The sequence below is a fragment of the Pseudomonas sp. P5_A12 genome (assembly GCF_056400685.1).
In genome coordinates this window covers 1-15123 of record NZ_JBFUKU010000132.1, presented here as the reverse complement: position 1 = coordinate 15123, position 15123 = coordinate 1, and the positions used below count along the sequence as shown (strand labels likewise).

Here is a 15123-nt window from a genome sequence, read left to right as displayed (position 1 = left end):
GTGCTGCCACTGAACAACGACCGCGCCCTGAAGATCACCACCGCGTTGTACTTCACCCCGAACGGTCGCTCGATTCAGGCCCAGGGCATCGTCCCGGACATCGAAGTGCGCAAGGCCAAGATCACCAGCGAGCAGGACAGCGAGTACTTCAAGGAAGCCGACTTGCAGGGTCACCTGGGCAATGGCAACGGCGGCGCCGACAAGCCGACTGGCTCCAGCAGCAAAGCCAAGGCCATGCCGCAGGATGATGATTACCAGTTGGCCCAGGCCTTGAGTCTGCTCAAAGGGTTGAACATCACGTCCGGCCGCTGAGATGCTTCAGCGGTTCACCCTGGGTTTACTACTCTGTTTGACGGGTGTTGCTCACGCAGCGCCCGTGGAGATGGCCCCTCAAAAAGCCTATCTCAGCCTGATCATCGATGACCTGGGGCAGAACCTGCCCCGGGATCGCCGCGTGCTGGCCCTGCCCGGCCCAGTGACCACTGCGATCATGCCCGACACACCCCACGCCACCGAGTTCGCCCGCGAAGCCCATCGTGCCGGCAAAATCGTTATCCTGCACATGCCTATGGACCCGGCCACGGGACCGTTCGCCTGGCACCCGGAATTGCCCATCGAAGAGCTGGAAAAACGCCTGAATGCGGCGTTCAAGGTCGTGCCCTATACCGCCGGCATCAACAACCACATGGGCAGTCGAATGACCGCTCAACCGGCCGCCATGGCCTGGCTGATGGCGGACTTGCAGCAGCGGCACAAATTGTTCGTCGACAGCCGCACCAGCGCACAAACCGTTGCCGCCGCCCAAGCGCAGAAGATTGGCTTGGCCAGCGTTTCGCGGGATGTTTTTCTGGATGACGAACGCACTGAGGCGGCGATTTTCACGCAGCTGCAAACGGCGATCAGCCTGGCGCACAAACAGGGTTCAGCGGTGATGATCGGGCATCCGTATCCGCAGACGCTGGCGGTTCTGGAGCGGGAGTTACCGAAGTTGAAGGCTCAGGGGATTGAGTGGATTGATATCAGGCAGATGATCAGTGTGCGTGGCAATCGAGCGACGGCGGCGCATGGCAAGGATGGCGTGTACCGTTGATTGGCTGCTCACTGGCCGCTGCTACAAATACCGCGCCATGATCTCGTCCACCTTGCCTTCTTTGCGCAGTTGATCCAGCGCGGCCTGAAGCCTGACCACCAGCTCATCCGGCACGTCTTTGTTCAATGCCAGGTACAGCTCGGCGCTATTGAAGCGCAGCACCGTTTTGAGACCATTCACGCCTTCCTGCCGCGCCAGATAGCGCCCGGCCGGATCACCGGTGGCCCATAAATCAATTTGTCCGTTGACCAGCTTCTTCGCATTGTCCTGATCGCGCAGCACAACGATTGGGCTCAGCCCCTGCTTGGCGAGCGTCTCGGCAATTGCATCGCCCTTGTAGGCACCGATCTTGTATTGGCGCGCGTCATCCAGCGTTTCGAGGGTGATCTTGCTGTCAGCCTTGGCCAACATGATCCAGTCATCCGGACCAAGCGGGCCGACCCACTTGAAAAGCTTCTCGCGGTCAGGCAAACGCGCCATCACAAACACGCCGTAACCGGGCTTCTCCAGGGCAAGTTTGTAGATTCGCTCCCATGGGAAGCGCAGCGTCAGGCTATAGGTGATGTCGGCACGCTTGAATATCTCGCGGACAATGTCCACGGCGATGCCATTGATGTTCTCGCCTTGAGCGAAGTTTTTGCCGTTCTTTGCCATGTTGTATGGCGGGAAATTTTCCGTCAGCAACACCAGGTCGGTGTCGGGGCTTTCTGCGGCATGCGCTCCGCTGATAAACAACAGAGAGACACTGGCTAGGACTAGAAGAAGGCGTTTAAGCATGTCTGGCTACCGAAATCCATGGCGTACCCAAGAGTGCCTTGAGCCCGCCATGATGTCCACTGGCCTGTATTGTTTGTTTAGCGCATCACGATTCCGCGATGGGCCATGTAGGCCTTGGCTTCCTGCACGGTGTATTCGCCGAAGTGGAAAATACTCGCCGCCAATACTGCGCTGGCATGACCTTCGAGGATGCCGTCGGCCAAATGTTGCAAGTTGCCGACACCACCGGAGGCGATCACCGGAATCCCCAGGGCATCGCTGATGGCGCGGGTCACACCGAGGTCGAAGCCGTTTTTCATGCCGTCCTGGTCCATGCTGGTCAGCAGGATTTCACCGGCACCGAGGCCTTCCATTTTCTTCGCCCATTCAACAGCGTCGAGACCGGTAGGCTTGCGACCGCCGTGGGTGAAGATTTCCCAGCGCGGGGTTTCGCCCGGCAGTGAAACCTTCTTCGCGTCGATGGCAACGACAATGCATTGCGAACCGAAATGCTGCGCCGCTTCGCCGACAAACTCTGGATTGAACACCGCTGCGGTATTGATCGAAACCTTGTCCGCACCGGCATTGAGCAAGTTGCGAATGTCCTGCACGGTGCGCACGCCACCGCCCACGGTCAGCGGGATGAACACCTGGCTGGCCATGCGTTCCACGGTATGCAGCGTGGTGTCGCGACCGTCGACGCTGGCGGTGATGTCGAGGAAGGTAATCTCGTCGGCACCCTGCTCGTCGTAGCGACGGGCGATTTCCACCGGATCACCGGCATCGCGAATGTTCTCGAACTTCACACCTTTGACGACCCGGCCGTTATCCACGTCCAGGCAAGGGATGATGCGTTTGGCTAACGCCATGGGCTTAATCTCCGATTAAGAGTTGCAAGCTTTAAGCTTCAAGCTGCAAGTAGGAGCGGATCGCGGCCGCGCTGTTAACTTGCAGCTTGCAGCTTATGACTTGGAGCTGGCCGCGTAGCCATCACAAAAAGCTTGAGCCTCTGCAACATCCAGTGTGCCCTCATAAATCGCGCGGCCTGTGATTGCGCCGATGATGCCTGGCGCCTTGGCGTCGAGCAGCGATTGGATGTCACCGAGGTTGTGAATACCGCCGGAAGCGATCACCGGAATACGCGTGGCAGCGGCCAGCGCCGCGGTGAACGGTACGTTGCAACCCTGCATCATGCCGTCTTTGGCGATGTCGGTATAAACGATCGCAGACACACCGTCGGCTTCAAACTGCTTGGCCAGGTCGATCACCTGAACGGTGCTGATTTCAGCCCAGCCGTCGGTGGCAACGAAACCGTCCTTGGCATCCAGGCCGACAATCACTTTGCCCGGAAACGCGCGGCAGGCTTCGGCGACGAAGGCCGGGTCTTTCACGGCTTTGGTGCCGATGATCACGTAGCTCACGCCGGCTTTGACGTAGTGTTCGATGGTTTCCAGCGAGCGGATACCGCCGCCGATCTGGATCGGCAGGTTTGGGTAGCGCTTGGCAATCGCGGTGACCACTTCGCCATTGACCGGCTGGCCTTCGAAAGCACCGTTCAGGTCGACCAGATGCAGTCGACGGCAACCGCCCTCCACCCACTTGGCAGCCATGCTCACCGGGTCATCGGAGAACACCGTGGAATCTTCCATGCGGCCCTGGCGCAGACGAACACAGGCACCGTCTTTGAGATCGATAGCGGGAATAATCAGCATGCTTTTTCCTTCGTCAAAGAGCTGCAAGCTGCAAGCTATAAGCTGCAAGCACGCACGCGTTTCTACTTCTTGCAGCTTGCAGCTTAAAGCTTGCCGCTGCTCCTATTCTTTTTCGAGCGCCCACAAGTCGCTTTCGATGCTTTCGAACCTCTCTTTGAGGTGCGTCTGCACATCGAAAATCGCCCTGTTGTAATAGTGAGGAGCAATTTCACGGGTAAACAGCTCAAGGATTTCGGCCGCTTCGAACGAACCCAGGTCCAGTTCGAAGCGATCCTCCATGAAGCGTTTGATCTTGTGATTGGCCTCGTTCTCCTGTTCGGGAGTGAGGGTCAGGATCGGCGGCTTCGTTTTCTTGACAGCCATTTACCAGCGACCATCCCACGCCGCGAAGTTCTGCAGCAATTGCAGGCCATGGGTATGGCTCTTCTCCGGGTGGAACTGCACGGCAAAACGCGAGCCTTCGGCCAGCGCCGCAGCGAAATCGACACCGTAGTGACCGCCACCCACCACCTGCCGCGCGTTGCCGGCGGCGATGTAGTAGCTGTGCACGAAGTAGAAACGCGCCAGGTCCGGAATGTCGTGCCACAGCGGGTGACTCACCTTCTGCTTCACTTCGTTCCAGCCCATGTGCGGGACTTTCAGGTGTTCGCCGTCTTCATGCAGGTCTTTGCCGAAGAACTTCACCGCGCCCGGAAACAGGCCGATGCAGTCGACGCCATCGTTCTCTTCACTGCTGTCGAGCAAGGCTTGCATGCCGACGCAGATGCCGAGGAACGGACGGTCCTGGCTGACCTCACGCACCAGCGAATCGAAGCCCAGGCGACGGATCTCCGCCATGCAGTCGCGTATCGCGCCGACGCCGGGGAAAACCACCCGGTCAGCTTCGCGAATCACGTCGGCATCACTGGTGATCAAGACCTTGCCGGCACCCACGTGCTCGAGGGCCTTGGCCACCGAGTGCAGGTTGCCCATGCCGTAATCGATAACCGCGACCGTCTGCATTACAGAACGCCTTTGGTCGATGGCATCTGACCGGCCATGCGGTCATCGAGCTCTACAGCCATGCGCAGCGCGCGGCCGAAAGCCTTGAACACGGTTTCAATCTGGTGGTGGGTGTTGGTACCACGCAGGTTGTCGATGTGCAGGCTGACGAGCGCATGGTTGACGAAGCCCTGGAAGAATTCCTGGAACAGGTCAACGTCGAAACCGCCGACGGTAGCGCGGGTATACGGAACATGCATCTGCAGGCCAGGGCGGCCGGAGAAGTCGATCACCACACGCGACAGCGCTTCATCGAGCGGCACATAGGCGTGGCCGTAACGACGGATGCCTTTCTTGTCGCCGATGGCTTTGGCGAAGGCCTGACCCAGAGTGATACCGACGTCTTCCACGGTGTGGTGGTCGTCGATATGCAGGTCGCCCTTGCTGACAATATCCAGGTCGATCAGCCCGTGACGGGCGATCTGGTCCAGCATGTGCTCAAGAAAAGGAACACCGATATCAAATCGGGCCTTTCCGGTGCCATCCAGGTTGATCGAGGCTTTGATCTGGGTTTCCAGAGTGTCGCGCTCGACTGACGCCATACGTTCGGCCATCACCAGCTCCGCAAAATCATTGGGCGAAAAAGGCAGCCATTATAGGGGCGCGGGGCGGAAACAGAAACACGATACGTGATATCCCTGACGGGCTGAATCCAACGCTGTCGGGGATATACATGTCCATACAAGCATCGAGAGTGCGCTGATCGCTCCCACGCTCTGCGTGGGAGTGCAGCCCCGGATGCTCCGCGTCCTCTTCGAATGTGACGCAGAGCGTCACGGGAGGCATTCCCACGCAGAGCGTGGGAACGATCAGGTATCAGTAAACTTAGTGGAAAAGGATCGCCGTTTTCTGCAGGGTTACCCAAACACCCCACGCCAACGGAATACCCACCACCAGCCACGCAGCCACCGCCAACGGCTTGGTGCCCGCGTCCGCTTTCCACTCCAGCACGGTGCTGCTGTCAGCACCTTTGTCGTGGCCCAGCGCCTGTTCGGCAGCCAGTTCAGCGTCGGTCATGAAGTACTTGTCAGCCACCGGACGCACCAGCAGATTGCACAGGAAACCCAGCACCAGCAGGCCGGCGAGGATGTACAAGGTGATGTCGTAAGCGGCGGCGCGCTCAACGCCGATGCTCAATTGATATTCACGCAGGTAGTTCACCAACACCGGACCCAACACCCCCGCCGCCGCCCACGCCGTCAACAGACGACCGTGGATCGCACCGACCATTTGCGTACCGAACAGGTCCGCCAGATAAGCCGGAACCGTCGCAAAACCACCACCGTACATCGACAGGATGATGCAGAACGCCGCTACGAACAGCGAAATATTACCCAGGTGACCGAGGTTCGGGATCAATGCGTACAACGCGAAACCGAGAGCGAAGAACACGAAATAGGTGTTTTTGCGGCCCAGGTAGTCCGAGAACGAGGCCCAGAAGAAGCGGCCACCGATGTTGAACAGGCTCAGCAAACCGGTGAAACCGGCAGCAATCGCGGCGATCGAAGCCAGTTGCCCGGCGTCCAGTTGACCGAATGGCAGGTCCACACCAATCAATTTGCCACCGAACACTTCCTGCAACAGCGGCGACGCCATGCCGAGAATGCCGATACCGGCCGAAACGTTCAGGCACAGCACCAGCCACACCAGACGGAACTGCGGCGTTTTCCAGGCGACGTTCACATGAACGTGGCGGTGGGTGATCATCGCGTTCGCGGCTTTTTTCGCCGGAGCGGTCCAGCCCTCAGGCTTCCAGCCGGTTGGCGGTACGCGGTAGGACAGCGCGCCACCGATCATGAACACGAAGTAGATCGCGGCCATCACCAGGAAGCTTTGCCATACACCGACGCTGGTTGGCGATGCGAAATGGCCCATCAGGGCTGCGGCCAGCGGAGCACCGACCATCGCGCCACCACCAAAGCCCATGATCGCCATACCGGTCGCCATGCCGCGCTTGTCCGGGAACCACTTGATCAACGTCGAAACCGGCGAGATATAACCCAACCCCAGGCCGATACCGCCAATGACCCCGGAGCCGACCCACATCAGCCAGATCTGGTGGGTATAAATCCCCAGTGCTGATATCAGCAGACCACCGCACCAGCACAGCGCCGACACAACGCCAGCCTTGCGCGGCCCGGCGTGTTCCAGCCAGCCACCCCAGATCGCTGCCGAGCAGCCGAGGAAGATGAAAAACAGGGTATAGATCCAGCCGAGCATCGAGATCGGCCAGTCGCATTGCGACGAGAAAATTTGCGCAATGAAGCTCATGTCCGGCGCGCAGGCAACCGGTTTGGTAACGCCCAGCGCCTTGGACAGTGGCAACCAGAACACCGAAAAACCGTAGGCCATGCCGATGCAGAGGTGGATGGCCAACGCGGCCGGTGGTACCAGCCATCGGTTAAAACCGGGCTTGGCGATGATGCGTTCCTTGGACAGGAACGCAGGCTGTCCGGCTATGAGGCCGTCCGCCGTGATGCTCGTGGTCATTGTGTATCCCCCAATTATTAGTAGGGTTCGCCAGCCACTCCTCACCCCCAGCCTCTATGCGCACGCATGACCGTTTTGTTGGGTGAAGCTGCTTTTTGTGCGACATCTCGTCGCAGCAGGACGGACGAACGGGCAAAGGTTACCATTTGAGCAGGACAGAAAAACCAAACCGATATCACCTTTTGTATGTCCTCCGTACTCGTACCTCTTAAGGAGACGCCATGCCGATCATTGTCGAAGCGCTGAACGAGGCCACTTACCAGGATCAGCAAGACTTGCAGAAAATTTACCGCGACGCCCCGGACTGGCTGTACGCCCCGTTTTCAGGGGACGTAGAGCTGATCGAAGGCTGCCTGCGGGACGGTTCGCTGATCGCCGGACGCTTCAATGATCGACTGCTCGGCGCAGCCCGCTTGCAACGGCATCAGGACGTTTGGCACTTGTCCCAACTTTGCGTACGAAAAATTACCCGTCGCCGTGGCGTTGCCGAGCGCTTGGTGAACGAAGCACAAAAAATGGCCTCTGATGCCGGCGCCACCCTGCGCCTGCTGGCCCCTGCCGGGCATCTTGAAGCCCGGGCGCTTGCCGCCAGGCTGAAACTGCCGCTGGATATATTGTCGGCGTGATCACCTGACCGGTCGTCCGCTTCGGAGCGCTATACTCCCCGGCTAATTTTCGAATTCGACTATCTACAAGGACTCGCCCATGAAAGCGTTCGGCAAAATCCTGGGTCTGGTACTTCTCGGGCTGTTGCTGATCATTGTGGCGTTGGGCTTTGCCCTGACCCACCTCTTTGATCCCAACGACTATAAAGACGAGATTCGCCAGATTGCCCGCGACAAGGCCCACATCGAGCTGACGCTCAATGGCGACATCGGCTGGAGCCTGTTCCCGTGGCTGGGCCTGGAATTGCACGAGGCCAGTGTCGCGACCCTGGCCAAGCCGACGGAGCCGTTCGCCGACTTGCAGATGCTTGGCCTGTCGGTGCGCGTGCTGCCGCTGCTGCGCCGTGAAGTGCAGATGAGCGATGTTCGTGTCGAAGGCCTGAACTTGCGCCTGAACCGCGACAAGGACGGCCATGGCAATTGGGAAGATGTCGGCAAGGTCCCGGCGCCAGCCAACCCTGCCACGCCACCAGCCACTCCTGGCGAGCCCGCACCAGCACCGGAAACCACCGTTCAGGTAGAAAAACCGGCCCAGCCGATTCGCCTGGACATCGACAGCCTGACCGTAAACAACGCCCGCGTTGAATACAGCGACGAGAAGACCGGCCGGCAGTTCAGCGCCGAAAGCATCCAGCTGAGTACAGGCCCGGTGCATGACTCGACCAACATCCCGGTCAAGCTCACCGCGTTCCTCGGCACCAACCGGCCGGTTCTGCGGGTGCGCACCGAGCTCACGGGTGTACTGCGTTTTGAACGCGCGCTGCAACGCTACAAATTCGAAGACATGAAAATGTCCGGCGAAGTCGCGGGTGATCCGCTGCAAGGCAAAACCATGACCTTCGCCGCCCAGGGGCAATTGCTGCTGGATAAAGCGGCGAACATCGCCGAATGGACCGGCATCAAGATCTCCGCCAACCAACTGCGCGCACTGGGTGAACTCAAGGTCAACGACCTCGACAAGACGCCGCAGATCAGCGGCGGCCTTTCGATTGCCCAGTTCGACCTGGCGAAATTCATCGACAGTATTGGCCAGAAACTTCCGGCCATGGCCGAAGGCAGTTTGAGCAAAGTCGAACTGGTCAGCCGCGTTACCGGCACGCCGACCAGTGTTTCGTTCGATAACATCAACCTGAAAGTCGATGACAGCAACTTCAGTGGCCGCATCGCCGTCGAGGATTTCGCCAAACAGTCGCTGCGCGCAGCCCTGAAGGCTGACACGTTCAATGTCGACCGCTACCTGCCACCCAAATCCGCCGAAGCCAGCAGCGCGACACAGGTGCGTCAGGCCGAAGTCGCCAGTACCGAGGCCAATGCGATGGCCGGCGCGGGCACTACACCGCTGCCAGAATCACCGACCAAGGACGCGTGGAGTACTGAACGACTGCTGCCGGTTGAACGCTTGAGCAAACTCGACGTGGACGCCGACCTGACCTTTGGCCAGTTGACCCTCGACAAGCTGCCGATCCACAACGCTGCGCTCAAGGCCACTGGCCAGGGCGGCCTGCTGACCCTGGAGAACCTGCGCGGCGATCTGTACGAAGGCAACTTCGAAGCCAAGGGCACCCTCGACGTACGCCAGCAGGTACCTGCGCTGAACATGCAGACGCAGATCAACAAAGTGCCGGTGGAAAAAATCCTCGAAAGCCAAGGCAAAAACCCGCCGGTCAAAGGCCTGGTGACGCTCAACAGTGCGCTGACCGCCAGCGGCAACAGCCAGAAAGCGCTGATCGACAGCCTCAACGGTAATGCCAGTTTCGTCATCAACAACGGCGTGCTGCTCAATGCCAACCTTGAACAACAGCTGTGCAAAGGCATCGCCACCCTGAACCGCAAAACCCTCAGCGGCGAGCCACGGGGCAAGGACACGCCGTTCCAGGAACTCAAGGGCACCCTGACCTTCCGTAACGGCGTGGCCAGTAACCCGGACCTGAAAGTGCGCATCCCGGGCATGACCGTGAATGGCGACGGCGATGTCGATTTGCGCGTGCTGGGCATGGACTATCGCGTGGGCATACTTGTCGAAGGCGATACGAGCGCCATGCCGGACCCGGCCTGCCAGGTCGGCGACAAATATGTCGGTATCGTCTGGCCGCTGCGTTGCCGGGGCCCACTGGAGCTTGGCGCCAAGGCCTGCCGTCTGGATAACGAACGCATGGGCCAGGTCGCGAGCAAACTGGCGGGCGACAAGATCAGCGAAAAAATCGAAGAGAAGTTCGGCGACAAGGTCAGTCCTGAACTGAAAGATGCATTGAAGGGGCTGTTCAAGCGATGAGAGCCGAGCAGTTTTCATCAGCGGTGCTGGACTGGTATGACCGCCACGGCCGCCACGATTTGCCTTGGCAACAGGGCATCACCCCGTATCGGGTGTGGGTCTCGGAAATCATGTTGCAGCAAACCCAGGTCAGCACCGTGCTCAATTACTTCGACCGCTTCATGGCCTCGCTGCCCACGGTCGAAGCTCTGGCCGCCGCCCCGGAAGACGAAGTGCTGCACCTGTGGACCGGCCTGGGTTACTACACCCGCGCGCGCAATTTGCAGAAAACCGCAAAAATTGTCGTGGCTGAATACGGCGGTGAGTTTCCCCGGGATGTTGAAAAGCTGGTTGAGTTGCCAGGCATCGGCCTGTCCACGGCTGGCGCCATCGCCAGCCTGAGCATGGGCCTGCGGGCGCCGATCCTCGACGGCAACGTCAAACGCGTCCTGGCGCGCTTTACCGCACAAGAGGGTTACCCGGGGGAGCCGAAGGTCGCCAAACAGCTCTGGGCCAACGCTGAGCGCTTTACGCCGCATGAACGGGTCAACGCCTACACCCAGGCAATGATGGACCTGGGCGCCACGCTCTGTACCCGCAGCAAGCCGAGTTGCCTGCTCTGCCCGCTGCAAAAGGGCTGCGAGGCGCACATGCTCGGCCTGGAAACCCGCTACCCCGTCCCCAAACCGCGTAAAACCGTGCCACAGAAGCGCACGCTGATGCCGATGCTTGCCAACGGTGAAGGCGCGATTCTGCTTTACCGTCGCCCTTCCACGGGCTTGTGGGGCGGTCTGTGGAGTTTGCCGGAGCTCGATGACCTCGACGACCTGCAACATCTGGCCTCGCAGCACTCACTGGAACTGGGCAGCCAACAAGCGTTGCCGAGCCTGGTGCACACCTTCAGTCACTTTCAGTTGTCCATCGAACCCTGGCTGGTCCGGGTCCAGGAGGCCGGCCATCACGTGGCCGAGGCCGACTGGCTCTGGTATAACCTCGCCACCCCGCCGCGCCTGGGCCTTGCCGCCCCGGTCAAAACCTTGCTCGAACGCGCGGCCGCCGTATTGAACGCAGGAGAGTCGTCATGACCCRCACCATCATGTGCCGCAAGTACAAAGAAGAATTGCCCGCCCTCGAACGCGCTCCCTTCCCGGGCGCAAAAGGCCAGGACATTTTTGACCACGTCTCGGCGAAGGCCTGGGCCGACTGGCAAAAACACCAAACCCTGCTGATCAACGAAAAACGCCTGAACATGATGAACGCCGAAGATCGCAAATATCTTCAGGGCGAGATGGACAAGTACTTCTCCGGCGAGGATTACGCCAAGGCTGACGGCTACGTGCCGCCGGCTGAATAATCCCGATTTCTCGGGGGTCGGATCGTAAGCGACGGTAATAATTAAAATTTTTTTCAAAACTTTCTTGACGACCCCCTGAAAAACCAGTTTAATGCGCCCCGTTGCCCAGATAGCTCAGTCGGTAGAGCAGGGGATTGAAAATCCCCGTGTCGGCGGTTCGATTCCGTCTCTGGGCACCACTAATTAATTTCAGGTGGTGTCTAAACCACCCGAAAGCCCCAAAGAACCCGCCTAGTGCGGGTTTTTTGTTGTCTATGCTTTCCCAAATGACTCCTAGCTGCCCCAACAGTTGGGGGCATATCTGGGGGCATCCCCGGTTCGGTCAATTTTATGCCCCTACGGAGATTCCCCAATGCCTCGCAAAGTCATACAGCTCACCGACTCAGCCATCAAGGCAGCTAGGCCTCAAGAGAAGCCCTATAAGCTCTCTGATGGCGAAGGCTTGTACCTGGAGATCATGCCTACAGGTTCAAAGCTATGGCGGCTCAAATACCGCCGCTTCGGCAAGGAAAACCGACTGGCTCTTGGCTCATACCCTGAAGTGACTCTGGTGCAAGCCCGAAAAAAGCGATCAGAGGCCCGCCAATTGATGGCCGAAGGCAAAGATCCCAGTGCCGAACGACAAGCGGTCAAACAAGAACAGAAGATCAAGGAGCTGACCTTTGCAGTGCTGGCGCGGGAGTGGTACGCCTATAACTCCCCTCGATGGGCTGAGACGACCCGCTACAAAGCCAATCTGTATCTGGAAAATGACATCATCCCCGGCATTGGTTCGCGTCCCGTGAAGGGAATCATCCGACCCGAGTTGGTGGCACTGGTGCGAAGCGTGGAGGCACGAGGCACCCTCAATGCAGCCGGGAAGATCCGCCAGTGGCTACACCAGATATTTCGCTACGGGCTGGCCAAGGGTGTGGTAGACGCCAACCCGGCCACAGACTTGGATGTGTTGGCAGCGCCAGCGAAGTCTCCGCGCCATCACCCGCACGTTAGTTTTGCCGAATTGCCCGACCTTCTGGCCAAGGTGGAGGCTGCAAATGTCTACGCCCCTACCCGCTGCGCCATTCGCTTGCTTGTGTTGACCGCCGTGCGCCCAGGAGAACTGCGCGCCGCCCCTTGGTCTGAATTCGATCTTGACGCTGGCACGTGGACGATCCCCAAAGAGCGGATGAAAGCCCGACGCCCACACGTGGTGCCGCTGCCCCGTCAGGCTGTCGCGATCCTGCGCCAGCTTCACGACATCACCGGCAGCTATGCCCTGCTGTTCCCAGGCCAGCAAAACCCCGACAGACCAATGAGCGAAAACACTATCAACAAGGCATTGCGCCTGATGGGTTATGAGGACCGACAGACCGGCCATGGATTCCGCCATCTTTTGTCCACCGAGTTAAACGGGCGCAGCTATAACAGCGATTGGATCGAACGCCAGCTTGCCCATGGTGATGCGGACGGCATCCGCGACACCTACAACCATGCCGTTTATCTGGATCAGCGCCGGGATATGATGCAAGCGTGGGCGGATTCCATCGACGCACTGTGTTCAGGCGCCAACGTGGCGAGTCTCAAGCGCAAGGCGTGAATTCCATACTTTGCTCCCATGCACTACTCAAACATACCCGCTACTCTCAACCCATTGCTTTTAATCAATACGCAATGGGTTAAGGAGGATTGCCTATGGATGAGTTGGAGTTTTGGTGTCTGGCTGATGCCTTGTCGCTGACGAACGCTGCCGCCCTAATCTGCGGTATTGCGCCAAGTACAGTTAGATCGGATATTCAGGAGCACGATGAAGGCTGGGTATATGTGATATCCACTGAAGTGGATTCCAGCAACAACAATTTTCAAGCCGCACTTCAGTGCATGATTACTGYCATTGAGCGAGGAACGCTGGGGGCTAAAGTCCTGTACTTGGCGAAACGCATATATTTTCGCTTCGGTACAAATTACGAAAGTGTACCGATCAGTGCTCTTGACCCCACTGCCACAACCGTAGACCGCGCCGATCTATGTGTATGGCTGGAAGAACGAGGAATCCGACCAGCGTTCTTCTTCCCAAAACGAGCATCAAGCCAACCGGGGTATCTTGATAGGAGCAATCCACACTATGCCCCCAAGTTGGCCGCAGCAGTCGACGCATGGACCAGCATCTATAGTAATCCCGAGCTTTTAAGCGGCAAGTCCCCCAAAACTGCACTTCTCAAGTGGCTGAATGAACACGCTAGCGAATATGGCCTAACCAAAGAGGACGGCATGCCTAACGCAACCGCCATGGAAGAAATTGCCAAGGTAGCAAACTGGAAACCGGAAGGGGGCGCCAGCAAAACACCTGGTGAATGACCTACCCCCCATGAAACCGCACCACTGTGGGCTTTCAGCGATTATCGCGAGGGAGCCCACCCCCCCTTACTCTGAAACCTACCCACCCCATAGTGAACATGGGAGGGCGGGTTTTCTGCAACCTGCCCCCCTATTCAATCTTCGTGGCAACTCCTAGTTTGAACCATGTTCTCACCCATAAACCAAGAGGTATGGAGACATGGCAAGCGAAACCAGCAATATCCCTGAGCAAATCAACGATCCTGACCAACTAATAAGGCTACCCAAGGTAAAAGCGCTCACAACGCTCTCGACATCCGAGATCTACCGCCGCATTGCGGCAGGCACTTTCCCCAAACAAATCATACTTGGCCCGAAATCATCCGTATGGACCCTCGGCTCAGTCCAAGCCTGGAGAACGGCACTTATTCAGGAAAGCCAAGAAGAAATCGTCTAACGCCGCCCCATTTTCTGAGCAGGTGTTTTATCTACAAGTTAGTGGGGCGCCTTCGGCTTGCCTGAAGCCCCCCCCCCGGAGGACTAAAAAATGGAGTTGCCGCTAATTTGGACGCACGAGAGACAACCTAAAAAGTTGGTATACAACGCGGAGTTCGAAGGGATCATTACTCGCACGATGAAAGGCGCTGATCGTGACTCAGTCGACTTTCTTTACCGTGAAATGAGAAGGTCTCGGAAAATAAACTTCAAAGGATCATCGGACTTTATCACTTGCACTGATTTTGTAAACGCATACGAGTTAATGAATGCAGCCACCACGGACACTGCCCCCCTTTACCAAGTTGTTAGATATATAGCATCACGATTAGCAGCACGAATTAGATTCGGGAGCATAACTCTCGAATACGTGGGGTCCTGCCATGAATAGCGCTGACATGGCCAAGCTCAAGAACAGCGTCTCGCTGGTGGAACTGATTGGGGAAGACGTGGCGCTAGTCAGTGCGGGTAGAGAACACAAGGGCCTATGCCTACACGGCGAAAAGACACCTAGCTTGCGCGTGTACGTCGACAAGGCCGACGGCGCCGAGCGCTGGTATTGCCACGGATGCAATAAGGGTGGCGATCACTTCGACTGGCGGCGCGAGTTCCACGGCGAGAATCTGCAAGAAGCGGTTAGGGCATTGCACAGCCGAATCTGTGCCCTGCCGTCGATACCCACTGGCGTGCAGGTAAAAGCCAAGGACAAAAAGCGCAATTGGACAGCGGTTATGCCCCCACCAAATACGCCGCCGCCGACGACAATCTGGAAGGGCCGCGACATTGGTTACGTGACTGTGATCAATGCATACGACTACCGCCTGGCCGATGGCGCGCTGATCAGTTACGTGTGCCGTATAGAGGTCGACGGGCACAAGGACGTTATCCCGCATTGCTGGAGCAAGGAGGACAACAAGTGGCGGCAAAAGGCCCTCGACACTCCCCGCCCCTTGTAC

The 15123-nt window shown here is 58.3% G+C and carries 17 protein-coding genes and 1 tRNA gene; 11 read left to right on the top strand and 7 right to left on the bottom strand.

Annotated features, from left to right (window positions below; all coding sequences use genetic code 11):
* A partial coding sequence (locus AC1DSG_RS17975; RefSeq protein WP_477792084.1) for a S41 family peptidase occupies positions 1 to 312 on the top strand: 312 nt, incomplete at its 5' end.
* A gap of 1 nt (position 313) precedes the next feature.
* Positions 314 to 1090 (top strand): divergent polysaccharide deacetylase family protein, encoded by a 777-nt coding sequence (locus AC1DSG_RS17970; RefSeq protein ID WP_477792083.1) that lies wholly within the window; start codon positions 314 to 316, stop codon positions 1088 to 1090.
* Positions 1091 to 1111: 21 nt separating this feature from the next.
* Here AC1DSG_RS17970 and AC1DSG_RS17965 read toward each other — a convergent pair whose 3' ends face one another.
* The 7 genes from AC1DSG_RS17965 to AC1DSG_RS17935 all read right to left on the bottom strand — a co-directional run bounded on the left by AC1DSG_RS17965 (position 1112) and on the right by AC1DSG_RS17935 (position 7089).
* Complete coding sequence (locus tag AC1DSG_RS17965) at positions 1112 to 1867, bottom strand: substrate-binding periplasmic protein (RefSeq protein WP_477792082.1); 756 nt, start codon at positions 1865 to 1867, stop codon at positions 1112 to 1114.
* A gap of 77 nt (positions 1868 to 1944) precedes the next feature.
* On the bottom strand, positions 1945 to 2715 hold the full coding sequence (gene hisF, locus AC1DSG_RS17960) for an imidazole glycerol phosphate synthase subunit HisF (protein WP_007949037.1): 771 nt from the start codon (positions 2713 to 2715) through the stop codon (positions 1945 to 1947).
* A 93-nt stretch (positions 2716 to 2808) separates the two neighbouring features.
* Complete coding sequence (gene hisA, locus AC1DSG_RS17955; RefSeq protein WP_477792081.1) at positions 2809 to 3558, bottom strand: 1-(5-phosphoribosyl)-5-[(5-phosphoribosylamino)methylideneamino]imidazole-4-carboxamide isomerase; 750 nt, start codon at positions 3556 to 3558, stop codon at positions 2809 to 2811.
* A 102-nt stretch (positions 3559 to 3660) separates the two neighbouring features.
* A complete protein-coding gene (locus tag AC1DSG_RS17950; RefSeq protein WP_007949039.1) occupies positions 3661 to 3921 on the bottom strand; it encodes a DUF2164 domain-containing protein in 261 nt (86 codons plus the stop codon).
* Positions 3922 to 4560 (bottom strand): imidazole glycerol phosphate synthase subunit HisH, encoded by a 639-nt coding sequence (gene hisH, locus AC1DSG_RS17945; protein ID WP_150778873.1) that lies wholly within the window; start codon positions 4558 to 4560, stop codon positions 3922 to 3924. It abuts the gene before it with no gap.
* Entirely contained in the window at positions 4560 to 5153 is a 594-nt protein-coding gene (gene hisB / locus AC1DSG_RS17940) for an imidazoleglycerol-phosphate dehydratase HisB (RefSeq protein ID WP_007897437.1), read from the bottom strand. Before hisB ends, hisH begins: the two co-directional genes overlap by 1 nt.
* 271 nt (positions 5154 to 5424) lie before the next feature.
* Positions 5425 to 7089 carry an OFA family MFS transporter gene (locus AC1DSG_RS17935; RefSeq protein ID WP_477792080.1) on the bottom strand — a complete coding sequence of 555 codons (1665 nt, stop codon included), beginning with the start codon at positions 7087 to 7089 and terminating at the stop codon, positions 5425 to 5427.
* 221 nt (positions 7090 to 7310) lie between these two features.
* On the opposite strand from AC1DSG_RS17935, the gene AC1DSG_RS17930 reads away from it, so the two are divergent.
* The 9 genes from AC1DSG_RS17930 to AC1DSG_RS17890 form a co-directional block, all read left to right on the top strand.
* Complete coding sequence (locus AC1DSG_RS17930; protein WP_477792079.1) at positions 7311 to 7715, top strand: acetyl-CoA sensor PanZ family protein; 405 nt, start codon at positions 7311 to 7313, stop codon at positions 7713 to 7715.
* A 79-nt stretch (positions 7716 to 7794) separates the two neighbouring features.
* Positions 7795 to 10026, top strand: a complete 2232-nt coding sequence (locus AC1DSG_RS17925; protein ID WP_477792078.1) for an AsmA family protein — start codon at positions 7795 to 7797, stop codon at positions 10024 to 10026.
* On the top strand, positions 10023 to 11090 hold the full coding sequence (mutY, locus tag AC1DSG_RS17920; RefSeq protein WP_477792077.1) for an A/G-specific adenine glycosylase: 1068 nt from the start codon (positions 10023 to 10025) through the stop codon (positions 11088 to 11090). Before AC1DSG_RS17925 ends, mutY begins: the two co-directional genes overlap by 4 nt.
* Positions 11087 to 11359 carry an oxidative damage protection protein gene (locus AC1DSG_RS17915; RefSeq protein WP_477792076.1) on the top strand — a complete coding sequence of 91 codons (273 nt, stop codon included), beginning with the start codon at positions 11087 to 11089 and terminating at the stop codon, positions 11357 to 11359. Before mutY ends, AC1DSG_RS17915 begins: the two co-directional genes overlap by 4 nt.
* Before the next feature lie 103 nt (positions 11360 to 11462).
* Positions 11463 to 11538 (top strand) — tRNA-Phe (locus AC1DSG_RS17910).
* A 173-nt stretch (positions 11539 to 11711) separates the two neighbouring features.
* Complete coding sequence (locus AC1DSG_RS17905; RefSeq protein WP_477792075.1) at positions 11712 to 12935, top strand: tyrosine-type recombinase/integrase; 1224 nt, start codon at positions 11712 to 11714, stop codon at positions 12933 to 12935.
* Between the two features lie 95 nt (positions 12936 to 13030).
* Entirely contained in the window at positions 13031 to 13693 is a 663-nt protein-coding gene (locus AC1DSG_RS17900; protein ID WP_477792074.1) for a hypothetical protein, read from the top strand.
* Positions 13694 to 13892: 199 nt separating this feature from the next.
* Entirely contained in the window at positions 13893 to 14129 is a 237-nt protein-coding gene (locus AC1DSG_RS17895; RefSeq protein WP_477792073.1) for a helix-turn-helix transcriptional regulator, read from the top strand.
* Positions 14130 to 14550: 421 nt separating this feature from the next.
* A partial coding sequence (locus AC1DSG_RS17890) for a CHC2 zinc finger domain-containing protein (RefSeq protein ID WP_477792072.1) occupies positions 14551 to 15123 on the top strand: 573 nt, incomplete at its 3' end.

Excerpts from the sequence above, each read along its gene's own strand:
- AC1DSG_RS17970 (WP_477792083.1), top strand. The coding sequence starts at position 314 with ATGCTTCAGCGGTTCACCCTGGGTTTACTACTCTGTTTGACGGGTGTT.
- AC1DSG_RS17965 (WP_477792082.1), bottom strand. The coding sequence starts at position 1,867 with ATGCTTAAACGCCTTCTTCTAGTCCTAGCCAGTGTCTCTCTGTTGTTT.
- hisF (WP_007949037.1), bottom strand. The coding sequence starts at position 2,715 with ATGGCGTTAGCCAAACGCATCATCCCTTGCCTGGACGTGGATAACGGC.
- hisA (WP_477792081.1), bottom strand. The coding sequence starts at position 3,558 with ATGCTGATTATTCCCGCTATCGATCTCAAAGACGGTGCCTGTGTTCGT.
- AC1DSG_RS17950 (WP_007949039.1), bottom strand. The coding sequence starts at position 3,921 with ATGGCTGTCAAGAAAACGAAGCCGCCGATCCTGACCCTCACTCCCGAA.
- hisH (WP_150778873.1), bottom strand. The coding sequence starts at position 4,560 with ATGCAGACGGTCGCGGTTATCGATTACGGCATGGGCAACCTGCACTCG.
- hisB (WP_007897437.1), bottom strand. The coding sequence starts at position 5,153 with ATGGCCGAACGTATGGCGTCAGTCGAGCGCGACACTCTGGAAACCCAG.
- AC1DSG_RS17935 (WP_477792080.1), bottom strand. The coding sequence starts at position 7,089 with ATGACCACGAGCATCACGGCGGACGGCCTCATAGCCGGACAGCCTGCG.
- AC1DSG_RS17930 (WP_477792079.1), top strand. The coding sequence starts at position 7,311 with ATGCCGATCATTGTCGAAGCGCTGAACGAGGCCACTTACCAGGATCAG.
- AC1DSG_RS17925 (WP_477792078.1), top strand. The coding sequence starts at position 7,795 with ATGAAAGCGTTCGGCAAAATCCTGGGTCTGGTACTTCTCGGGCTGTTG.
- mutY (WP_477792077.1), top strand. The coding sequence starts at position 10,023 with ATGAGAGCCGAGCAGTTTTCATCAGCGGTGCTGGACTGGTATGACCGC.
- AC1DSG_RS17905 (WP_477792075.1), top strand. The coding sequence starts at position 11,712 with ATGCCTCGCAAAGTCATACAGCTCACCGACTCAGCCATCAAGGCAGCT.
- AC1DSG_RS17895 (WP_477792073.1), top strand. The coding sequence starts at position 13,893 with ATGGCAAGCGAAACCAGCAATATCCCTGAGCAAATCAACGATCCTGAC.